The following is a 20691-nucleotide window of genomic DNA, read 5'->3' as shown; positions in this document are numbered from 1 at the left end:
TTAAAATGCTGACATCACTTAAACCATTACTTAAAGTTGCGCGTGAACGTAATTTCGCTTACGGTGGCTTCAATGTAAACTCCGCTGCTCAGGTTAAAGCAGCTATCAGAATTCATGAGATTATGCGTAGCCCGGCTATCTTGCAAGGTGCAGAAGCTGCCAACGCTTTTATGGGCGGTAGAGCGGACTTCATGAATGCTACATTGGAAGACAAGAAAAAGGGCATGAAGCAATTGGTGGAATTGGCTCATCGTTACGGCGATAATGCTACAGTTCCGGTTGTTTTACACTTGGATCACGGCCGCAGTTTTGAAGTTTGTAAAGCTGCTGTTGATGCCGGTTACACTTCAGTTATGATTGACTGTTCTTCTTTACCTTTCGAAGAGAACGTCGAAATTACTAAAAAAGTTGTCGATTATGCTCATCCTTTCGGCGTCAGTGTCGAAGGTGAAATCGGCGTTATTGCCGGTCAGGAAGACCATGTTAAGGCTGCAAACTCAACTTATACCAATCCTTTGGATGCTGTAGAGTTCGTTCGTCGTACAGGTGTCGATGCTTTGGCTATCAGCTACGGTACGGCACATGGTGCTGTTAAGGGCAAGAACATTGTTTTACGGAAAGAAGTTCCGATCGCTGTTAATGAGTGCCTGATGCGCTCCAACTTGGTCGCTTCTCTCGTTTCTCACGGTTCATCTACCGTGCCGCAGGAAGTTGTCGCTGAAATTAATGAATTGGGCGGTACAATCAACGGTTCAGGCGGTATTCCTTTGGATCAATTACAGGCAGTAGTTAAGGCCGGCGGTATTAACAAGATCAATGTCGATACTGATATCCGTATGGCTACAACCCGTAACTTGCGCGAACTTTGGGTGAAACATCCGGAAGTTTTGCAAAATCCTAAAGTTAAGGCTATTTATGAATTGATGCAGGCCAACACCAAGGCTTTCGATCCGCGCCTTTATTTGACACCTATTCTCGATGTTGTCATGACCGGCGAAACAAATGAACCGGAAGTTCAAGTTGTAATGCAAAAGGTTGAGGATGCTATCCAGGAAGTACTTTGCCAATTGGTTGTATCTTTCGGCAGCTATCATAAGGCACAATATGTCGAAGCTTTGAGCTTGGAAGAATTGAAGAAGACTTATTGATCAGTCATTGATAAAAACTTAAAAGTCGCTGTGAAAAGCAGCGACTTTTTTAATTATTAGATAAGGAAGAGCTTATGCAATTACTAAAAGACCGTATTATTAAAGATGGCACCGTTATCGGGACGGAAATCGTCAAGGTTGATTCTTTTTTGAATCAACAATTGGATGTGAACTTATTTCAGGCAATCGGCCGTGAAATTCATCAGCGCTTCAAAAACGACAAGGTTGATAAAATCTTGACTATTGAAGCATCCGGAATTGCCATTGCTACCGTGACGGCGATGGAGTACGGCAATATTCCTTTGGTTTATGCGAAGAAAGCTAAACCGAATACCATGACGGATGACTTTTATAAAGCTGCGGTCAAATCGTTTACCAAGGGAACAGTATCGGAAGTTGTTGTTTCCCGTAAATATTTGCAGCCCGGGGAGAAAATCCTGATTATCGATGACTTTCTGGCTCATGGAGAAGCTATGCAGGGGCTGATCAGTCTTTGTCGGCAGGCGCAGTGTGAAGTTGTCGGCTTGTGTGCCGTGATTGAAAAGTCCTTCCAGGGCGGCGGCGATAAGTTGAGAAAAGCCGGTTATCATTTGGAATCCTTGGCCCGTATTAAGGCCATCGCTGACGGTAAAATTGTTTTTGCCGATTAGGAGAGCATGAGGTTTAAGTGACTAAAAGATTATTAAGTGCGTACAGTAGTGAAATTGCAGCATTGGCCGGGGCTGAGCTGAAACAGGCGATTTTAGCCAGTGAAGGACGTATTATCGTCGGTGAAACGGTGGTGACGGCAGCGCCTTTGTTGGCCGGAGTCAGTAATGCCGAGGTTATGCGGGCTTTTGCCGCCGATATGGTTATCCTGAATGAGTATGATGTGAACACTCGTTTCGTTTCAGGTTTGGAAAATTGCAGCAATCCGATTGCTTATCTCAAAGAATTGACGTCCATGCCGTTAGGCATTAATTTGGAGCCGGTCGATGCGCAAGTTGGATGTGCATCGGCGATGGAGGCGATGGGGACGGTGCCGGGGCCGGAGGAGCTCAGGATGATGAGCGATTTAATTACCTTGCCGCCGGGCCGGCAAGTCAGCCGGGAAACGTTGCAGGCAGCAGAAAAGCAGGGCGCTGATTTTATCTGTTTAACCGGTAATCCCGGAACAGGTGTCAGTAACAGCTCACTGAAGGCAGCGGTCAAATTGGCGAAGCAATATTTTTCCGGCTTGGTTTTTGTCGGTAAGATGCACGCTGCCGGTTTAGCGGAAAAAGTTGTGGATGAGCAGGCCGTATTGGACTTTGTCGATGCGGGGGCTGATGTTATTTTGTTACCGGCAGCCGGGACAGTGCCGGGAGTCGGGGAAGCGGAATTAACCGCTCTGGTGCGTAAAATTAAGGCTAAAGGCGCTTTGACGATGGCCGTTGTCGGTACCAGTCAGGAAAGTGCCGATGCGCAAACTATCAGAGAAATTGCGCTGGCTAATAAGCGCTGCGGCTTCGATATCCACCATTTAGGGGACGGATCGTTCGGCCGGATGCCCGATCCTGAGAATTTATTGACACTATCTTTGGCTATTCGCGGCAAAAGACATACTTATTTCAGAATGAGTCAGTCGTTACGTCGCTGAAAGCTGCAAGCTGCTGTTAGAACACACAAAAAAGACCATATCTGCTCGATATGGTCTTTCTCTTTAATTACAACGATTAATCTAATCGCATGCCTTTATTTTTTATTAGCCAATGCAGCCTGCACAAAGCCTAAGAAAATGGGATGCGGATGATTCGGTCGGGACAAGAATTCCGGATGGAACTGGCTGGCAATAAAGAAAGGATGATTTTTCAATTCGATAATTTCCACTAATTGTCCGTTAGGAGAAGTGCCGGAGAAAACCATGCCGTGTTCGGCTAAAGTATCTCTAAAAGCGTTGTTGAATTCGTAACGATGACGATGCCGCTCGGTAATTTCAGCTGTTTGATAGAGCTTGGAAGCCAAAGTGCCGGCTGTTAAGACACAAGGATAAGCACCCAAACGTTGCGTACCGCCCATTTCATTAATATCTTCCTGATTAGCCATGAGCGAGATAACGGGAGCGTGAGTCTCTGCATCCATTTCCGTCGAATTGGCATCGCTCAAACCGCAGACGTTGCGGGCGAACTCGATACTTGCCAACTGCATACCCAAACAGATACCCATGAAAGGAATGTTATTTTCCCGGGCATAACGGATGGCCTGAATTTTACCTTCAATTCCGCGCACTCCGAAACCTCCGGGTACGAGAATACCGTCAGCCTGAGCCAGACGGGAAGCGACATTAGCCGCTGTAATTTCCTCTGCCGGTACCCAATCAATATGAATTTCCGCATCGTGTTGATAGCCGGCGTGCTTCAAAGCTTCAGCTACGGACAAATAAGCGTCCTGTAAAGAAACGTACTTACCGACCAGTGCAATATTAACCTTATGCTTAAGATTGAATACGCGTTTGGATAAATCGGACCAGAAAGTCATATCAGCTTGCGGCAGACCTTCCAAGTTTAAAATTTTGCATACTTTATCGTCAAAATGTTGTGCCTGTAAGTCCAACGGCAACGAGTAAATTGTATCGACATCCCGATTTTCAATAATATTTTCCGGTTCTACATCGCAAAATACGGACAACTTCTCGCGCATGCCTTCCGGCATCGGATGCTCTGTTCTGACAACCAGCAGATTAGGTTGAATACCGAGCGAGTGCAATTCTTTCACCGAGTGCTGCGTCGGTTTGGTTTTTAATTCTCCGGCCGCGTGCAGATAAGGCAGGAGGGTTGTGTGAATGTAGCAGGTATTATCGGGGCCGGCGTCTTTTTTCCATTGCCTGATAGCTTCGATAAACGGTTGTGACTCAATATCTCCGACCGTGCCGCCGATTTCCGTAATGACAACATCAGCATTTTTAGACTCACCGGCACGTAAGATTTTTTCTTTGATGGCATTGGTAATATGCGGAATAACTTGGACTGTTGAACCTAAATAGTCGCCCCGCCGTTCTTTGGCGATAACTTCGGAATAAATCTTACCGGTAGTTACATTGGAAAATTTATTTAAGCGCACATCGACAAAGCGTTCGTAGTGACCTAAGTCCAAATCCGTTTCGGTACCGTCATTCAGGACATAAACTTCACCGTGTTGATAAGGGGACATGGTGCCCGGATCAACGTTGATGTAAGGATCGAATTTCTGCATTGTTACCTTCAATCCTTTGTTCTTGAGCAATCTGCCCAAAGAAGCGGCAACTAAGCCCTTACCTATGGACGAGACCACCCCGCCTGTTACGAAAATATATTTGGTATTCTTAGCCATCCTTAAACCTTACCTTTCTGTAATTTCAGTTTCGGCAAATACACACCAAAAGCTCCTATTACCTAAAGAGAGAATAGGAGCTTCTACGTCTGCAACATTTTCAACAATTATTTTGTTATGATAGCGCAAAGCAAGCGGAGGGTCAAGCAAAAAAGCGCCTTAAATGCAAATATTGTGAGCTTATAACCTACTATTAATTTGCTCTTTTGTTTAATTCGGCGAAAGCAAGCGCCGCCAAAGAAATTAAGCAGATGATGCCGCTGCCTTGGCTTGCAAGTTCACCTGTTTTGGCAACTTGGAATTTGTCTTTCTGTAAATTATTGCGCTGAACTTTGGGTGCGCCGGTAGATATCTGACTGCCTGCAGCTTGCGTCGAAGGGTCAAAGGCAAGTGGTAGATTCTGTTCTGCCGTCGGTTTTGTTTTCGGCTCAGGCTGTTCAGGTTGAGGTTGGGGCTGCGGCTGGGGGTTCTGCGGTTGGGGCTTCTTTTGGGGATTAATATATTCGAGGTTAATACTTACATCCATAGGCAGCGTGTAAAGCGGATTGTTAACATCTCTTAAGTAAGTAACTTTGGCTAAATTCTTCGCCGCCGCTTCACTTACAGTTAAAATACCGCTATCTTTCGCATAAGTAACACCTTGAGGCAAATTATTGAGGACAGCAGCTTCATTCGGCTCGTTTTCAAAATGCGGGCTGTTTGCCGGAATAATTCCTAAATTTTTAATCTTGGTAATATCTATGCCGGCAGCGCGTAAATCAAAAGTATAAGCGCCGTCTTTTAATGTTGCCTGCATTTTTTGCGGTAAAGTTTGGCGATAATAACGATTATTATCATTGATATTCGAATTGGCGCTTAAGTCCAATTCGGCTAAATTCATGTAATGACAACGTAAGTTCCCCAATTTCGTATTGGCATGTAAATCCAGAGCGCTGATGGCATTATATTCACAGAACAAACTTACCAAATCAGGATTATGACTGAGGTCAAGGGCGGTAATTTTCGTGTTGTTGCAATGAACGGAATGCAATTTCGGATTATGACTGAGGTCCAACTTACTTATAGAAGTGCCGCTACAATCTAAAAATTGTAATTCGGGATTTTGACTTAAATCAAGTTCGGTAACGGGAGCGACGAGACAATAAAGATGCTGCAAATTCGGATTATGCGTCAAATCGATTTTATTTACTTTTGTGCGTTCTAATTTCAGGATTTTTAAATCAGGATTATGGGTGACATCCAAACTGCTGACGCCGGTATCGCTGATATCCAAGGCTTTAAGCTGCGGATTTTGACTGATATCAATAGTGTCAATCAGACTGTCATTAATATTCAAAGTATCAAGTTCAGGAAACAATTCGATGCCTTTGACGCTTTTAATTTGAGGACGAAGATCTTCGTTCGGCATGATTTTTTTAGCAAACTTCATTTCGCTAACGTCAACTATATTGTTGCGATTAAAGTCAAAGGTTTCTTTGAGATAGTCGCGGAAAATAGGGTCCGGGAAATTTGTCTCGTTCAGTTCTACCGGTGTTGCGGCGGCAGCTACCTGTGGTGTAAGCGGAGAAAAATTAAGTGACAGGCAGAAAAGTGAAATGCCGGTCAGCAGGGGAAAAACTTTAAGTTTTAATGATTTATGCAGCATAAATACTCCTAAAAATGTAATTCGCTTATGTTAACTTATGTTTACAGAACGGTCCAGAGTTTAAGTCACATTTTGGCAAGAAGTTGTCTGACTGGCGCAATTTCCGCCCGATAATTTTACCTGTACTTTACATAAGGCGAAGTTCAGACTTTACATAGACTGCTTATCCTAAAACTGCAAAACAAAAAACTTTGCACAACGTTTTTGAGAAAGAGGATAATGTATGAAAAAAACATTGATCAGCATCCTACTGATTTTAGGACTTGTGGCCGGTTCAACCACCGCCTGCAGCAAATCTGCAAGCTCCGGGAAGAGCAAAAGTGTAAACGGCACTGTAACATTGGCCGGTTCAACTTCAATGCAGAAATTATGTGATGCGCTGGTAGACAGCTTTATGACTGCCAATCCGCAGCTGACAGTCACGGTTGAATATACAGGCTCAGGCGCCGGTTTGGAGGCTTTATCCGCCGGTTCAGTTAAAATCGGTAATGCTTCCCGGCCTTTGAAAGCAGCTGAAAAATCTGCAGGTTTGGTAGAAAATATTGTGGCCATTGACGGTATTGCCGTGATTTCAAATAAAGAAAATCCCGTCAAAAATATTACAACTGAACAGTTAGTAAAAATCTATAAGGGTGAAATAAAAAATTGGCAGGAATTAGGCGGTAAGGATGAGCAAATTATAGTTCTCGGACGGGAGGCGGCCTCAGGTACGAGAGATGCTTTTGAAGAAATTCTCAAAATTAAAAATAATTGCAAATACGCGCAGGAGCTGGATTCTACCGGAGCGGTATTAGCAAAAACGGCAGCAACGCCGGGAGCTATCGGTTATGTGTCATTGGATGTTGTTGACAAAACGGTGAACAGTCTCAAATTGGATGGTGTCTCGGCGACGGAAGCGGAGATTTCGGCCGGCAAATACAAATTGCAAAGGCCTTTTGTTATGGCGACAAAAGGTGAAATAAGCGCTCAGAATGAGGCGGTACAAGCTTGGTTCAAATATGTACAATCGCCCGCCGGTAAAGAAATTATTAAAAAAGTCGGTTTGATTATTCCGGAGTAAGTAGGAGCAGATAATGCGTAAAGAAAAAATTATTGAACGCTCGGCAGCTGCAGTCTGTCTGCTCTGTGCGACAATGGCTATATTTGCAGTTATGGCAATAAGTATTTATCTCCTGCTGAAAGGCATCCCGGCCTTTAAGGAAGTCGGTATCGGTAATTTGCTGGGACAATCAGTCTGGCAGCCGACTGCAGCGCAGCCTGCCTACGGTGTGCAATATATAATTTTAACTTCGTTGCTCGCTACATGCTTATCTGTAGTAATCGCTGTGCCTATTGCTTTGTTGACGGCTGTCTTTTTAACCGAAATGGCTAATAAAATGTTGGCGGCAATCGTTGCCGATGCTGTGGAACTGCTGGCTGCCGTGCCGTCAGTTATATATGGTCTTTTGGGCATGATTCTGCTTAATCCGTGCTTATACAAACTGGAAAAAGTCTGCTTTGCCGGTGATAAAACGCATCAATTTACCGGCGGAGCAAATTTATTGGCAGCTGTAATTGTCTTAGCAATTATGATTTTGCCCACTGTAATTAGTGTCAGTACCGCTTCTTTACGCTCAGTATCGGCAAATTTACGTGCAGCAGCCTTGGCCTTGGGTTCAAGCGAAGAACAGACAATATTTCGGGTTGTAATTCCGGCTGCAAAATCCGGGATTTTAACCGGAATTGTCTTAGGGACAGGTCGAGCCTTGGGTGAAGCGATGGCAATTAATATGGTCGCCGGAGGCACTGTTAATTTCCCCCTGCCCTTTAATTCGGTACGTACTTTAACTACACAATTAGTCAGCGAAATGAGTTATGCTTCCGGTTTGCATCGCCGGGTACTGTTTACAGTCGGTCTTATTCTTTATGTATTTATTTTATTAGTGAATTTTGCTTTGTTGCGAGCAAGGAAAAAGGTGAATGTATGACAGCGCTCAACGGTCGAAAACAGAAGGATTATCTGTTGCGTATATTAGTTTATCTCTGTGCAGCCTTTACCGTTTTCCTGTTGGCGGGAATAATTCTCTATGTATTTTGGCGCGGCAGCAAGACAGTTACGTGGGAATTTCTGACCGGTGTAAAAAGTGTACTGACGGGAAAAGTCGGTATAGCCGGGAATATTGTCAATACCTGTCTGATTATTATTTTAACTATGGTAATAGCCGTGCCGTTAGGTATAGGTAGTGCGATTTATCTTAATGAATATGCCGAACGGGGCAAGGTAGTTGCGTTAATTGAATTTGCCACGGAAACATTGGCCGGTATACCCTCGATTATCTTCGGCCTCTTCGGAATGCTGTTTTTCGGAGAAAAATTAGGACTGGGTTATTCTTTATTAACCGGTGCGCTGACCCTGATTTTGATGATTTTACCTTTGCTGACGAGAAATACCCAGGAAGCATTGAAAGCAGTACCGGCTATGTATCGCAGTGCGGCAATTGCTTTAGGCAGCGGCAAATGGCATATGATACGGACAGTTTTATTACCCGCTGCTCTTCCGGGTATTTTAACAGGCATTATTTTAGCCGTCGGACGTATTATCGGTGAATCGGCGGCCTTATTATTTACAGCCGGCAGTGCCAAATTTTTACCTAAAAATTTAGCGGCTCTGTTGCATAAGCCTTGGCAATCGGGAGGGACGCTGACCATACAAATGTATTTATCCGCTACCGCTGAAGGCGATTTTACTACGGCCTTCGGGATAGCAGCAGTTTTGTTATGTCTCAGTTTGGCAAGTAATTTATTAATAAAAATTCTGCTTAAACACTTAATTAGCAAACGAAAGGTATGATGAAATGCAAACTGATAAAATATCTGTACATAATTTGAATTTATATTATGGTGCCGTTCAGGCGCTGAAACAGGTGAATATTACCATTCCTGAAAAAAGTATCACTGCTTTTATCGGTCCGTCAGGTTGCGGCAAATCGACCTTTCTCAAGACCTTAAATCGTCTGAATGATCTGATTGCTAATGTTAAAATTACCGGTCAAGTGCTGATAAACGGAGTCAATATCTATAACTCAAACATCGACTTGAGCAATTTGCGTAAAAAAGTCGGCATGGTGTTTCAGCAAGCCAATCCCTTTCCCATGAGCATTTTTGATAATGTAGCCTATGGACCGCGGGTACATGGAATTAAAGACAAGCGACAACTTAATGAGATTGTAGAAAAGAGCTTACAGGGAGCGGCGCTTTGGACAGAGGTCAAAGACAGATTGCATACCTCCGCTTCCGGTTTATCAGGCGGTCAGCAGCAGCGCCTTTGCATTGCAAGAGCCTTAGCGGTTGATCCGGAAATCATTTTAATGGACGAACCGACATCGGCACTTGATCCGATTTCGACCGCCAAAATAGAAGAACTCATGCAAACATTGAAGCAAAAGTATACGGTAGCGGTTGTGACCCATAATATGCAACAAGCTGTACGGGTTTCGGACTATACAGCCTTTTTCTTAAGCGGTGAAATTGTGGAATACGGTAAGACAAAACACATCTTTACCTATCCGCAGGACAAGCGGACGGAAGACTACATTACAGGTCGTTTCGGCTGAGACAAATAAAGTGAAAAAAGATACGAGGCAGATTATGCGCAGTAAATTTACAGAGCAATTGCAGACATTAAATAATAAAATTGTTGAAATGGGCGAGAAGGTTACACAATCAATCACCTTGGCGATTAAAGCTTTAGTCGGGAAAGATGTGGAATCGGCGAAGCAAATTATGCAAGCTGATACAATTATCAATCATTTGCAAAAGCAAATTGAAAATATTTGCTTTGACCTTTTAATTCAGCAACAACCGGTGGCCAAAGACTTGAGGTTGGTGACGGCGGCTTTGAAAATGGTCACGGATATGGAACGCATCGGCGATCATGCTGCCGATATTTCTGAAATGACGATTTTGCTCGGCCAAAACAGTCGGATTGATCTATTTCCGCATATCAGTAAAATGGCCACGGAAACGATGCTGATGTTGAACGCCGGTATCGAGGCTTATGTTACCCGAAATATTGCCATGGCGCATGATGTTATTGCTTACGATGACGTGGTAGATGAATTGTTTAACGTTACTAAGGCTGATATTATCCGCTCAATTGCTAATCGGCAGACAGAAGGCGAAGACGCCGCCGACTTATTGCTGGTAGCTAAATATTTGGAAAGAATCGGGGATCATACCACTAATATTGCCGAATGGGTAATTTACGCTTTACAAACCACTGAATCTGTCGATGCCGATACCGATCAGGTATAATAAAACAAAAGAGGTGAAGAGGTGAAAAAATGGCGCTTATTTATATCGTAGAGGATGATGATAATATTCGTGAGATTGAGAAATTTGCGCTGTTGAACGCCGGACACCAAGTATGGGAATTTGCCTGTGCAACTGATTTTTATCGCCAATTGGAAAAATTACAGCCGGAACTTTGTGTGCTTGATATTATGCTGCCTGATGAGCCGGGAGATGCCATCTTAAAAAAGCTGCGAAGAGAGGCAGCGACAGCAAGTTTGCCGGTAATTATGGTGACAGCTAAAACAAGTGATCTTGATTTGGCCAAAGGTATGGAAAACGGGGCGGATGATTATATCAAAAAACCGTTTTCAGTCCTGGAATTACTGGCTCGGGTTAAGGCTTTGTTACGCCGGACACAGAAAAAGTCGGCTGTTGAACTGCAGCTGGATGATTTGACTGTTAATAGTGCCAAACGCGAACTTGCGATCGCCGGTAAGTTGGTCGATTTGACTTATAAAGAATTTGAATTGATCTATTTTCTTTTGGCTAACAAAGGCATTGTTTTAAGCCGCGATACTTTGATGGATAAGGTTTGGGGAACTGAGCATGAGTTGAACTCACGCACTCTCGATATGCATATAAAAACATTGCGACAAAAGCTGGGCAGCTACGGCGGCCGAATTTGTACAGTTAGAAATGTGGGCTACGTTATCAAATGAAACAGAAAATCAATTTGCGGCTAATCGGTATTGCTATTCTGGCAATTGCAGCTACTGTCATTGCTATGATCAGCGTGTATTATCGTCTGCTGCAAGTACAAGTGAAAAAGGACTTGCGCCTGAATGCTCAACTTTTGCAAAGCAGTGACTTATTTACCGATCCTGAGCATGTTGAACGGTGTAATGAACTTAAAGATTTGTGCCAATCATTACGCATAACCTGGATAGGTACCGACGGCAGAGTATTATTCGACAATGATTTTGCAGCGGCCCGACTCGGCAATCATGCTGATCGACAAGAGGTTAAAGCGGCCTGCAGGACAGGCGAAGGTCAAGCTGTTCGATATTCCAGTACGTTAAATAAGGACACTTTTTATTATGCTTTGCGCTTAGCTGACGGCACGATTTTACGTTTAGCCGCAGAATATGAAAGCATAGGTAGAATTATTATCTCGGTCATACCGATAATTGCACTTATTTTGCTGCTGATTCTGCTTGTCTGCATCGCTTTATCACATATGCTGACAACTCAGCTGATTAAACCGATTGAAGCCATGGCGCGGAACATAACTGATAAAGATTTTCAGGCCCCTTACAAAGAATTAGCGCCGTTCAGTGATATTATCAGAACTCAACATATGGAAATATTGGCAGCAGCCAAAGACAGGCAGGATTTCACGGCCAATGTTTCGCACGAATTAAAAACGCCGCTGACAGCTATTTCCGGATATGCTGAATTATTGGCGGCAAACATGGTCGCGCCGGAACAAAAAATGCATTTTTATCATGAAATACAAAAGTGTGCTGCTCGCCTCCTTAGACTTATTAACGATATTATTCGCTTGGCGGCATTAGATCGCAGTGAGCGCGAATCCTTATTTAACGAGGTGGATTTGGCGGAAATTGTCGAGGAATCTCTGAATACCCTGCAACTTAACGCCGAACAACATAAAATTAAGCTGAATTTGCAATTGGAAAAATGTATTGTGCACGGCAATCGGGAAATGTTGAAGGAATTGGTAGATAATTTAGTTGTTAATGCCATTTTCTACAATTCACCGGGCGGATATGTGTTGATAAAAGTCGGCACTGATAAAGGCAGACAGAAGTTGCTTGTCAAAGATAACGGCATAGGTATTCCGGCAACGGAACAGGGCAAAATTTTCCAACGTTTTTATCGTGTAGATAAGAGCCGCTCCAAGGCAACCGGCGGTACGGGCTTAGGTCTGGCAATAGTCAAACATATCGTTGAATTGCACTCTGCCGAAATTATACTCGATAGTACACCGGGTGTCGGTACAAGCTTTACAATTGTTTTTTCTTGCTAAAAATGTTGCCCTGCTCAGCCGATCGGCAGAACGGCGGAAATTTCCCGGCAATTGTTCGTTACACGGGAGGGTGAAATTTTAATTGGTTAGTTACAGGGGTGAAATTATCATAGATTAATAGCAAAAAATGAAATATATACTTGCAAAACTTTATCATAAGCGGTATACTTAACTAAAAGAATGAGATTCCCATAATATTAAAAATAGAATAAAAGAATAACACAGCAAGAATTAGTTGAAGAATTGAATATAACAAGGCAATATATAAGCCTTTGGGTAGGTATTGAAAAAACGGAGAATCTGAGTCACCGTCATTAAAAGTGGCAAGTGAGATTGCAAATGTTTTAGGTGTTTGTATATATCAGGTTTTTGACTTGGAGGGAGAAGAAACGTACAAGTGTCAGAACTGCTTAAAAACAACTTAATTATTTGGCCGTATTATTTGATTAGGAGGTGGTATTGATGAACTACAATAATCCTCAGAGGTATAAAAATGGCGATAAAGTTTTTGAGTTTCACAATAAAAATGAGCTTAAAAATGCCTTATAGTAATATTACTAAAACAGAGGGAGGGCTTTAATTATGAAAAAATTATATCGTTAGGTTTGGCATTTATATTAATGATGAGTGTTAGCGTTTTTGCTAAAGAAAATAATAATGATGTTGATTTAGATAAAAATATGAACGAATTTGATATAGCTTTTGCAGCTGCTATAAAATTGAATTCAGATAATCCTGAAGATGATATTTTACCGAGTGGATCAAAAGTAAAAAAATAGTTCCTTTATTTGATAGTGATGAAAATTTAATAGCTTTTTATGTTTCTTTCAATCCAACAGGTTATGCTGTTGTAAATAATAACAAATTGAATCCGTCGTTGATCGAATATGGGCGAGGGGACAAAAAAGATATTAAAAAATTGTTAATGATAAACAGAAAGTGATTTATAATAACCCGGTTGATATTTACTCCAACAATTATGTTGAAAGAAGTTTGAAAAGTGAAAAAAATCTTTATGATTTTTATCCGGAATTATTAGAAACGGATTTAAAATTGCATGACGAAATTACCGTAAAAAAATCGGAAATGATAAAAGGTAATAGAACTACTAGAGGAGATGGAGACTATGGATTTATCGATTGGGGAGATATGCCATCAGGAACATATTCATCTCAAACAATTACAAGTGCATCTTCAACAAGTTGGATAACCATGTCTGATACATCGCACTTGGCAGATAAGCATTGTGGTGCTACAGCGGCTACAAATATTGCCTTATATTATGCTAATAGAGGATATAATAATTTAAAAATCAACAACAGCGAAATAGATACTTTTAAAGCAGTTCATAAAATTATAGGAAACGGACCGGTTATGATGATTGCCGAGGGAACAAAGCAATATTTCAAAGACAGAGGATACTCTCTATCATCATCTTCTGTAGATGATTTTAGTAATATGAAATCGGCAGCAGACAACGATGAAATACAAGTGGTTCTTTTAGCTGATGGTATTTTTAATTGGCATTGGATACTCGCAGTAGGATATAGACAGTATAATAGTGGTGGTGATTATATGAGAATTGTAAATGGTTGGGATAATACTATTGACATTTTTTATAAAGTTAATTCCGGTTCAGTATGGATCTCAGCAACGAAATATTGGGTGAATTAAATGAATAGAAATAAAAAAACAAGTTTTTTAATTCCGTTATTTTCTTGGATTTTTGCATATGCTTTTTTGGGAATATTAACTAATTCGCATTATTTATTTCAATGGATAGAGCATAACAAGTTTTTTTACATTGGATTAGGGCTAATTGCAATTTTGCTGACTTTGGTTAAAAAGAAGTTAGGATATTCAATGGCTTTAGGAAATGTTTGTGGATTGTTTTTAGGTGAGTTTTTAGGTGAGTATCTTCGAAAACAATCTATGCTGAGGATTACGAAAGATATGAGTGCAAAAACAAAATGTGAATTAAGTAGTTCTCGTGGTTTTTTAATATGGGTAGGCTGTATTATTGGATCAATTTTTGTTTTTGTAATAATTGAATTTTTGGTCTTTGTAATAATTAAATTCAAAAATAAAAGAAAAACATTTAACAGCAATAACTGATTAGGGGGTGGTATTGATGAGTTACAACAATCCTCAGAGGTATAAAAACGGAGACTGAGTTTTTTAGAAATAATACAGAATCAGTGGTCCTTCTTCTTTGCAAATCGCACTGAATCAAGATAACGTTTTGCTGATTTTTACTGTACTTGCAGCCTGTTGCAGCGTTTTCGTACATTTTGTGCAAGGCTAGGGCTTAGCGAGGTTTATAGTTAAAAGGCTTAATGCTAAGCGACTTCAGACTTTTTTGCAATATCGGTGTATTAGTTCAATACATTCCGGACTTAAGAAATCCGTTTAAGGTATTCTAGCACATACTCCCATTTTCGTCCTCTGCAGTGCTTAGGTCCGGTAGTTTGCGGATCTAAATTTTTTAAACTGAACGGCCTTTGTTTACTTTCTTTTTTGCCGACTGTGAAGCTCTTACGCCAAGCATATAGAGTTGATCTTGATACATTCGCATGTGCTATTGCCGCTCTTAAACCGTATTCGTTCCGGAATTTCAGGCTTTCCAAGCGTAATTTTACGACTTCCTTTTTGCGTAAATTAACTAAATCTTTTTCCGGCATTACACCGGCAGTTTGATAAATTTCCGTGTAAAATAACATATAGCAGATTTCCTATCTGAAATATTTATTCTTTATTTATTTTAACGGAAATCTGCTTTTTCTTGCAGTCTTAAATCCGGTTTCTTTTTGAACTAATACAAAGCCCTTGCAAATGCTGCGATTAAATGTTATCATCCAAGAGATTGACCGCATGTAACAGGCAACTAATACTTAGTGAACTAAGAGCCTCAGGCAGCGAGTCTGTTGAAAAAGACAGGAGGAAATAACATGTACGCAATTATTGCAACAGGTGGCAAACAGTATAAAGTTGCTGTAGGTGAAGATGTATTTGTGGAGAAGTTGGAAGCGGAAGCCGGCAAGAATGTAGAATTACCGGTATTGGCTGTTTCCGATGAGAACGGTTTACATTTACAGGATCAATTACGGAACGCTAAGGTTGTTGCTTCAGTAGTTAAGCAAGGTAGAAACAAGAAGATTTATGTTATGCGCTATACCCCGAAGAAGAGAAGTAAGCGTAAACAAGGTCATCGTCAACCTTACACACGTCTGCATATCGAGAACATCACACTTTAAGTTGCGGTGATGAGATGATTCAAGTTGAACTTGAGTTACAAACGATCTTTGAAAGCAAAATTACGCCGACGCAGGTAGCGGAAATCAGTTTCCTGTTCGCTACTGCCGGAAAAGCTTATTTGCCGGCTGCAGATACTTTGATTAAATCATTCAGTATAAGCGGCCATGCGGATCAGGCTGAGTACGGGCAGGACATAATATGCGCTGCAGTTACAACACTGGCAGCAACCTGCATAACGTCATTGGACGATTTGGCGGAGATTACAACATTACAGTATCGCTTAGCAAGCGGCGATATAATGTGCGAATTACCTCCCTTATCCGAATTGTCGGCGAAACAATTATTGCTGAGTCAAGTTCTGTTACGCAGTTTTTGCTTGGGTCTGGAGCAGATAGAGTGGAGTGAACAAGCTAAAGCCGGTAATTATATACAAGTAATTACCGTTAATTCCAACAGAAAGAGGTAGCAACATGATTTTGAATTTGAATTTACAATTATTATCATCTAAAAAAGGTGTCGGTTCATCACGTAACGGCCGTGAATCTCATTCCAAACGTTTGGGTGCCAAACGCGGTGACGGACAGTTTGTTTTGGCAGGCAATATCTTAGTCAGACAACGCGGTACCAAGATTTATCCGGGGACCAATGTCGGTCGCGGCAGTGATGATACATTATTTGCTAAAGCTGAAGGTAAGGTCGCTTATGAGCGTTCGGGACGCAACCATACTAAGGTCAGCGTTTATCCGGTTGAAGCTTAATTGCAACACCTGAAGAAGTAAGAAGAGCCTGCCCGGAAACAGGCTCTTTTTTCATATCCTGTCTATGTGAATTAATTTGAAAGTATATTGTGAGGACCTATGTTTATTGATGAAGCTAAAATTATGATCCGCTCAGGTGACGGGGGCGACGGCAGAATTTCTTTTTATCGCGGCAAATACATCCCCAAAGGTGGTCCGGACGGCGGTAACGGCGGCCGTGGCGGTCATGTTTACTTCGTCGGAGATGCCAATTTACGAACTTTACAGGATTTCCGCTATAAGCGCCGCTATGTGGCGATGAACGGCGAAATGGGCGGTAAAGGCAAGTGCTTCGGAGCGAAAGGGCAAGACCTTTATATTCGTGTACCTTTGGGAACAATTGTCAAAGATGCCGACGATCTGCATGTAATTGCCGATATTGTGCGGGACGGCCAAAAAGTGATGGCGGCGGAAGGCGGCCGCGGCGGAGTAGGTAATACTGCCTATGCTACTGCGACCAGACAATCGCCGAACTTTGCCAAAGCCGGTGCGCGGGGCGAAGAACGTAATATCCAATTGGAGCTTAAACTCCTGGCCGATGTCGCTTTAATCGGGATGCCGAATGTCGGCAAATCGACGTTGCTGTCGGTTCTAACCAAAGCAAAACCGAAAATTGCCGATTATCATTTCACGACTTTGGAGCCGCAGCTGGGAATCGCACAAGTAGGAGAAGAAAGCTTTGTCCTGGCCGATATTCCCGGCTTGATCGAAGGTGCGAGCGAAGGATTGGGCTTAGGTGATCAGTTTTTGAAACATATCGAACGGACTCGTCTGTTCGTTCATGTCCTGGATGCTTCAGGCTCCGAGGGCCGCGATCCGTGGCAGGATTTCCAAATTATTAACGAGGAACTGGTCAAATACAGAAGTGACTTAAAAGACCGGCCGCAAATTGTTTTACTGAATAAAACGGATTTGGCGACAAGTGAACAGATTGCCGCTTTAACGAAAAAATTACAGACGGCAGGGTATAATACGGTTCTGCCGATTTGTGCGCCGATTCAGTCGGGGACAAAAGAAGCTTTGTATGCGATGAATAGAGAGTTGAAGAAAATGCCGACTGTCAAAGCGGTTCTGCCGGAAGAGGAAACGGAAGTTGAGAAAGTTTATAATCTGGATCAACAAAATGTGCGTGTACGGCATGACGATTATGGCTATCATGTTGAAGCGCCCTGGCTTGATCGCTTCTTGCGTTCCATTAATTTCGATGATACTCAGTCCATGAGCTATTTCCAGAAAATGCTGGAAAAACGCGGGGTTAATGCAGCCTTAATTGCCGCCGGTATAAAAGAAGGCGACACGGTAATTATGGAAGATTTGGAATTTGAATATATTCCTTAACTTAAAAAGAAAGAAGTAGTTATGACAAGTAAAGAAAGAGCCTATTTAATTAAATTATCCCATGATTTAACAGCCAATTGTCAAATCGGCAAAGCCGGCCTGGCAGCAGAAAATATTGCACAGGTTGACGGGATGTTGCGCAATACGGAATTGATTAAGCTGAATGTGATGCGCTCCTTGGCTTGCGATATTAGAGAATTGGCACAGGATATCGCCGCGGCGGTGCAGGCGGAAGTAGTTATCGCGTTGGGCCGTAAAATTGTGCTCTATCGCCATTCAGCGGAACTTGCCAAAAAAGGAAAATCCATAAGTTTTAAGTAGTGATAATTACTTACGGCACTAGCGAGACAGCTTGGCGTTGCGGATAATTTCCTCTAAAGTTGAACGCGCTGCTTTCGGCAAAGTGGCGTATAAACTGCGTAGAACGTTTTGACCGGCATTTGTCAACCGATATTTGCCGGCATTTTTTGCAATCAGGCCGCTGTTGCATAATTCCGCCAGACAGTCGGCATAAGTGAAATAATCTAAATAAATGCTGCTCAGGCATAAGTTACACAGTTCGCTGTTGTCGAGATTCGGCAAATCCTGCAGAATTCGAAGAATTATCAATTTCTTATCGGCAAGATAAAATTCGCTTTTGTCTTCAGCGCTTAAAGAAGCGGTGGCGTTAACGTCGGCTTCCTGTTCGGGCTTGTGTTGTTTGTCGACAGCGGCAGCGGTATCGGCAGCCAGGAACTTGCGGCTGTCAAAGGCGATATTTTCATAAGCCAACGCCGGATTATTCGTTTTGGGCTTATCTTGCTTGTTATCTTCCGCCATGTTGCACATTCGCCTTTCTTTGAAATCCTTTTATTTAATTATAACTTAATTTGCCTCATATTAAAAAACGACCGCTTTACTCAATTTCAATTGAGCTCGGCGATCGCTTCTAGGCCCGAATTTGCAGCTTATTCCACTACATATTTTTTCAAAGACGGATCCAAAGTTGTTATATCGGTCGTGACAATGCCGTAGATTGTGGTGTTGGTCTGATCGGATAAGGCAGCTAATTTCTCAACAAATTCAGTCAAATTGACTTCAGTAATCTTAACACCGGCAACTTTGCAGATGCTGTCGATAAAAATGTGGGTGATATCATAATCACGGGCGTTCATACCGGCGATAAAACTTAACAGTTGGTCAAGGGAATTAACAGGATACTCGCTGATATCAATCAGACGAATGTGATGCTTAACTAACAAATCCAAACGATTGCCGCGCTCTATACAAATAACATTGCGCTCAGCATCGCGAGCATGCGTGTTCAATTCATCAACCAAGCGACTGGTTTTGCCGCTACCTTTAACACCGACAATTAATTTGAGCATAAATATAATCTCCCTTGTTTCTGATTGGTCACCGATTAAGGTAAACTCTTTTGTTGTCTATATTATACAATATCGGCGGCTGTAAGCCAACATAAATGTATCATTTTGCACAAAATAGAGATTTTTTGCGTTATTTCATACAAGATTGTACTGACTGTAACAGCCGAATTGCAGCCGCTTTTATTTGCTGATGAAGCGGTAGAAATTTTTCTTGCCACGTCGAACCATGATGCCGGAAGCCAATTTGTCTTTATCGAACTTGGCGTTAATATCGGTACATACGGTATCATCAACGGAAATACCGCCTTGTTGGAACAAACGTCGACCTTCACTCTTGGACGGAACCAATTTGCACTGCAGCAGAATATCCAAAATGCTCAAATCCGGATTTTGTACTTCATAAACGGTGGCCCCGGAGGCGGCATTACCTGTGAACAGGTCCTTGGCTTTGGCGCGGGCTGCTTCAGCCTTGGCTGTGCCGTGGATAATTTCTGTCAAGCGGAAGGCCAGAAGCTCTTTAATCGGATTCAATTCCGCACCGCTCAGACTTTCATAAGATTTAATTTCATCCAAAGGGGTGAAAGTTAAGAGCTTCAGGAAATGCAGAACATCCTGATCGCCGACATTACGCCAGTATTGGTAAAAATCGAATACACTGAACTTGTCTTCGTTAATCCAAACGGCACCGTTGGCAGTTTTGCCCATTTTTACGCCTTCCGAATTAGTTAAGAGGGTGAAGGTACAGCCGAATACTTCCTGCTGCTCTTTGCGCCTTACAAGGTCGATGCCGGCCAGAATGTTGGACCATTGATCATCACCACCCAGTTCCAGGCGTAAATCATAACGCCGATAGAGGCTGAGAAAATCGTAAGCCTGTAACAACATATAGTTGAATTCCAGGAAAGTTAAGCCCTTTTCCATTCTCCGCTTATAACATTCCGCCGTCAACATTTTGTTAACGGAAAATTGTGAACCTACATCTCTCAAGAAAGAAATATAGTTAAGATTCAGCAGCCAATCGGCGTTATTGACTAAAACGGCACCATTGTCGTCAAAGTCGAGCAAAATCCCCATTTGTTGCTGAATACATTCTACATTGCGGGCCACGGTTTCTTCCGTGAGAACCTTGCGCAAATCGGTTCGACCTGAAGGATCGCCGATCATTCCCGTTCCGCCGCCCATTAAAGCAATCGGATGATGTCCGGCAGCATGGGCATAAGCCATAACCATGATAGGGAGAAAATGCCCGATATGAAGACTGTCTGCAGTCGGATCAAAGCCGGTATACAGATAACGTCCGGAAGTGCCTAAATATTCTCTGACACTGTCAACATTTGTACATTGCATAATATAGCCGCGTTCCTGCAGAACGTCGAAGACATTGCGCCCGGCAATTATCTTCTTGGCTAAAGATAAGCTGTGTTCACGAATTTGTCGCTGTTCTTCTTTAGTTATCATATTAACCAACCTCTTTCAAAATTTATGATGACCGAAA

At 42.3% G+C, this 20691-nt stretch carries 24 protein-coding genes; 18 read left to right on the top strand and 6 right to left on the bottom strand.

What is annotated here, in order from left to right:
* Nucleotides 1-5 precede the first annotated feature (5 nt).
* The 3 genes from PYS60_RS05240 (at nucleotide 6) to PYS60_RS05230 (ending at nucleotide 2766) form a co-directional block, all read left to right on the top strand.
* A complete protein-coding gene (locus PYS60_RS05240; protein ID WP_315568235.1) occupies nucleotides 6-1148 on the top strand; it encodes a class II fructose-bisphosphate aldolase in 1143 nt (380 codons plus the stop codon).
* A gap of 74 nt (nucleotides 1149-1222) precedes the next feature.
* Nucleotides 1223-1798, top strand: a complete 576-nt coding sequence (locus PYS60_RS05235; RefSeq protein ID WP_315568233.1) for a xanthine phosphoribosyltransferase — start codon at nucleotides 1223-1225, stop codon at nucleotides 1796-1798.
* Between the two features lie 17 nt (nucleotides 1799-1815).
* Nucleotides 1816-2766: a DUF7916 family protein gene (locus PYS60_RS05230; protein WP_315568231.1), complete on the top strand. Its 951-nt coding sequence runs from the start codon at nucleotides 1816-1818 to the stop codon at nucleotides 2764-2766.
* Between the two features lie 95 nt (nucleotides 2767-2861).
* Here the strand turns inward: PYS60_RS05230 and PYS60_RS05225 are convergent, their stop codons facing one another.
* Both PYS60_RS05225 and PYS60_RS05220 read right to left on the bottom strand, forming a co-directional pair.
* The gene (locus tag PYS60_RS05225) at nucleotides 2862-4475 is read right to left on the bottom strand and encodes a CTP synthase (RefSeq protein ID WP_315568230.1); all 1614 of its coding nucleotides are present in this window, start codon (nucleotides 4473-4475) and stop codon (nucleotides 2862-2864) included.
* 193 nt (nucleotides 4476-4668) lie between these two features.
* The gene (locus tag PYS60_RS05220) at nucleotides 4669-6120 is read right to left on the bottom strand and encodes a leucine-rich repeat domain-containing protein (RefSeq protein ID WP_315568228.1); all 1452 of its coding nucleotides are present in this window, start codon (nucleotides 6118-6120) and stop codon (nucleotides 4669-4671) included.
* A 223-nt stretch (nucleotides 6121-6343) separates the two neighbouring features.
* Between PYS60_RS05220 and PYS60_RS05215 the strand changes: the two genes are divergently transcribed.
* The 10 genes from PYS60_RS05215 to PYS60_RS05170 all read left to right on the top strand — a co-directional run bounded on the left by PYS60_RS05215 (nucleotide 6344) and on the right by PYS60_RS05170 (nucleotide 14554).
* Nucleotides 6344-7180, top strand: coding sequence for a phosphate ABC transporter substrate-binding protein (locus PYS60_RS05215; RefSeq protein WP_315568226.1), 837 nt, complete (start codon nucleotides 6344-6346; stop codon nucleotides 7178-7180).
* Nucleotides 7181-7193: 13 nt separating this feature from the next.
* Nucleotides 7194-8087: a phosphate ABC transporter permease subunit PstC gene (gene pstC / locus PYS60_RS05210; RefSeq protein WP_315568224.1), complete on the top strand. Its 894-nt coding sequence runs from the start codon at nucleotides 7194-7196 to the stop codon at nucleotides 8085-8087.
* Nucleotides 8084-8950, top strand: a complete 867-nt coding sequence (gene pstA, locus PYS60_RS05205) for a phosphate ABC transporter permease PstA (protein ID WP_315568223.1) — start codon at nucleotides 8084-8086, stop codon at nucleotides 8948-8950. Before pstC ends, pstA begins: the two co-directional genes overlap by 4 nt.
* Nucleotides 8951-8954: 4 nt before the next feature.
* Nucleotides 8955-9713 carry a phosphate ABC transporter ATP-binding protein PstB gene (pstB, locus tag PYS60_RS05200; RefSeq protein WP_315568221.1) on the top strand — a complete coding sequence of 253 codons (759 nt, stop codon included), beginning with the start codon at nucleotides 8955-8957 and terminating at the stop codon, nucleotides 9711-9713.
* 34 nt (nucleotides 9714-9747) lie between these two features.
* A complete protein-coding gene (gene phoU, locus PYS60_RS05195; protein WP_315568219.1) occupies nucleotides 9748-10413 on the top strand; it encodes a phosphate signaling complex protein PhoU in 666 nt (221 codons plus the stop codon).
* 29 nt (nucleotides 10414-10442) lie between these two features.
* Entirely contained in the window at nucleotides 10443-11111 is a 669-nt protein-coding gene (locus PYS60_RS05190) for a response regulator transcription factor (RefSeq protein ID WP_315568218.1), read from the top strand.
* Nucleotides 11108-12439, top strand: a complete 1332-nt coding sequence (locus PYS60_RS05185) for a sensor histidine kinase (RefSeq protein WP_315568217.1) — start codon at nucleotides 11108-11110, stop codon at nucleotides 12437-12439. The genes PYS60_RS05190 and PYS60_RS05185 overlap by 4 nt, the downstream gene beginning before the upstream one ends.
* A 620-nt stretch (nucleotides 12440-13059) precedes the next feature.
* Nucleotides 13060-13218 carry a hypothetical protein gene (locus PYS60_RS05180; protein ID WP_315568215.1) on the top strand — a complete coding sequence of 53 codons (159 nt, stop codon included), beginning with the start codon at nucleotides 13060-13062 and terminating at the stop codon, nucleotides 13216-13218.
* Between the two features lie 214 nt (nucleotides 13219-13432).
* Nucleotides 13433-14113, top strand: a complete 681-nt coding sequence (locus PYS60_RS05175; RefSeq protein WP_315568213.1) for a hypothetical protein — start codon at nucleotides 13433-13435, stop codon at nucleotides 14111-14113.
* Nucleotides 14114-14554, top strand: coding sequence for a hypothetical protein (locus tag PYS60_RS05170; RefSeq protein ID WP_315568212.1), 441 nt, complete (start codon nucleotides 14114-14116; stop codon nucleotides 14552-14554). It begins immediately after the preceding gene.
* A gap of 281 nt (nucleotides 14555-14835) precedes the next feature.
* Here the strand turns inward: PYS60_RS05170 and PYS60_RS05165 are convergent, their stop codons facing one another.
* Nucleotides 14836-15159: a hypothetical protein gene (locus PYS60_RS05165; protein WP_315568210.1), complete on the bottom strand. Its 324-nt coding sequence runs from the start codon at nucleotides 15157-15159 to the stop codon at nucleotides 14836-14838.
* A 228-nt stretch (nucleotides 15160-15387) separates the two neighbouring features.
* Here PYS60_RS05165 and rplU point away from each other — a divergent pair, with 228 nt between their 5' ends.
* The 5 genes from rplU (at nucleotide 15388) to PYS60_RS05140 (ending at nucleotide 18150) form a co-directional block, all read left to right on the top strand.
* A complete protein-coding gene (rplU, locus tag PYS60_RS05160; protein ID WP_315568209.1) occupies nucleotides 15388-15693 on the top strand; it encodes a 50S ribosomal protein L21 in 306 nt (101 codons plus the stop codon).
* Nucleotides 15694-15707: 14 nt separating this feature from the next.
* Nucleotides 15708-16160: a ribosomal-processing cysteine protease Prp gene (locus PYS60_RS05155; protein WP_315568207.1), complete on the top strand. Its 453-nt coding sequence runs from the start codon at nucleotides 15708-15710 to the stop codon at nucleotides 16158-16160.
* Nucleotides 16161-16167: 7 nt separating this feature from the next.
* Complete coding sequence (gene rpmA, locus PYS60_RS05150) at nucleotides 16168-16452, top strand: 50S ribosomal protein L27 (protein WP_315570852.1); 285 nt, start codon at nucleotides 16168-16170, stop codon at nucleotides 16450-16452.
* Between the two features lie 99 nt (nucleotides 16453-16551).
* On the top strand, nucleotides 16552-17829 hold the full coding sequence (obgE, locus tag PYS60_RS05145; RefSeq protein ID WP_315568206.1) for a GTPase ObgE: 1278 nt from the start codon (nucleotides 16552-16554) through the stop codon (nucleotides 17827-17829).
* 21 nt (nucleotides 17830-17850) lie between these two features.
* Complete coding sequence (locus PYS60_RS05140) at nucleotides 17851-18150, top strand: YhbY family RNA-binding protein (protein WP_315568204.1); 300 nt, start codon at nucleotides 17851-17853, stop codon at nucleotides 18148-18150.
* Between the two features lie 18 nt (nucleotides 18151-18168).
* Here PYS60_RS05140 and PYS60_RS05135 read toward each other — a convergent pair whose 3' ends face one another.
* From PYS60_RS05135 to tyrS, 3 genes are all read right to left on the bottom strand, one after another.
* Nucleotides 18169-18648: a DUF4364 family protein gene (locus PYS60_RS05135; protein ID WP_315568203.1), complete on the bottom strand. Its 480-nt coding sequence runs from the start codon at nucleotides 18646-18648 to the stop codon at nucleotides 18169-18171.
* Between the two features lie 128 nt (nucleotides 18649-18776).
* On the bottom strand, nucleotides 18777-19196 hold the full coding sequence (locus PYS60_RS05130; protein ID WP_315568202.1) for a hypothetical protein: 420 nt from the start codon (nucleotides 19194-19196) through the stop codon (nucleotides 18777-18779).
* A 180-nt stretch (nucleotides 19197-19376) separates the two neighbouring features.
* Nucleotides 19377-20654 (bottom strand): tyrosine--tRNA ligase, encoded by a 1278-nt coding sequence (tyrS, locus tag PYS60_RS05125; protein ID WP_315568201.1) that lies wholly within the window; start codon nucleotides 20652-20654, stop codon nucleotides 19377-19379.
* Nucleotides 20655-20691: the final 37 nt, after the last annotated feature.

This window comes from Amygdalobacter indicium (genome assembly GCF_029101545.1).
In the GTDB taxonomy this organism is placed as follows: domain Bacteria; phylum Bacillota; class Clostridia; order Saccharofermentanales; family Fastidiosipilaceae; genus Amygdalobacter; species Amygdalobacter indicium.
Note: the sequence above shows the minus strand (reverse complement) of the source record. Positions and strands in the feature narration are given on the sequence as shown.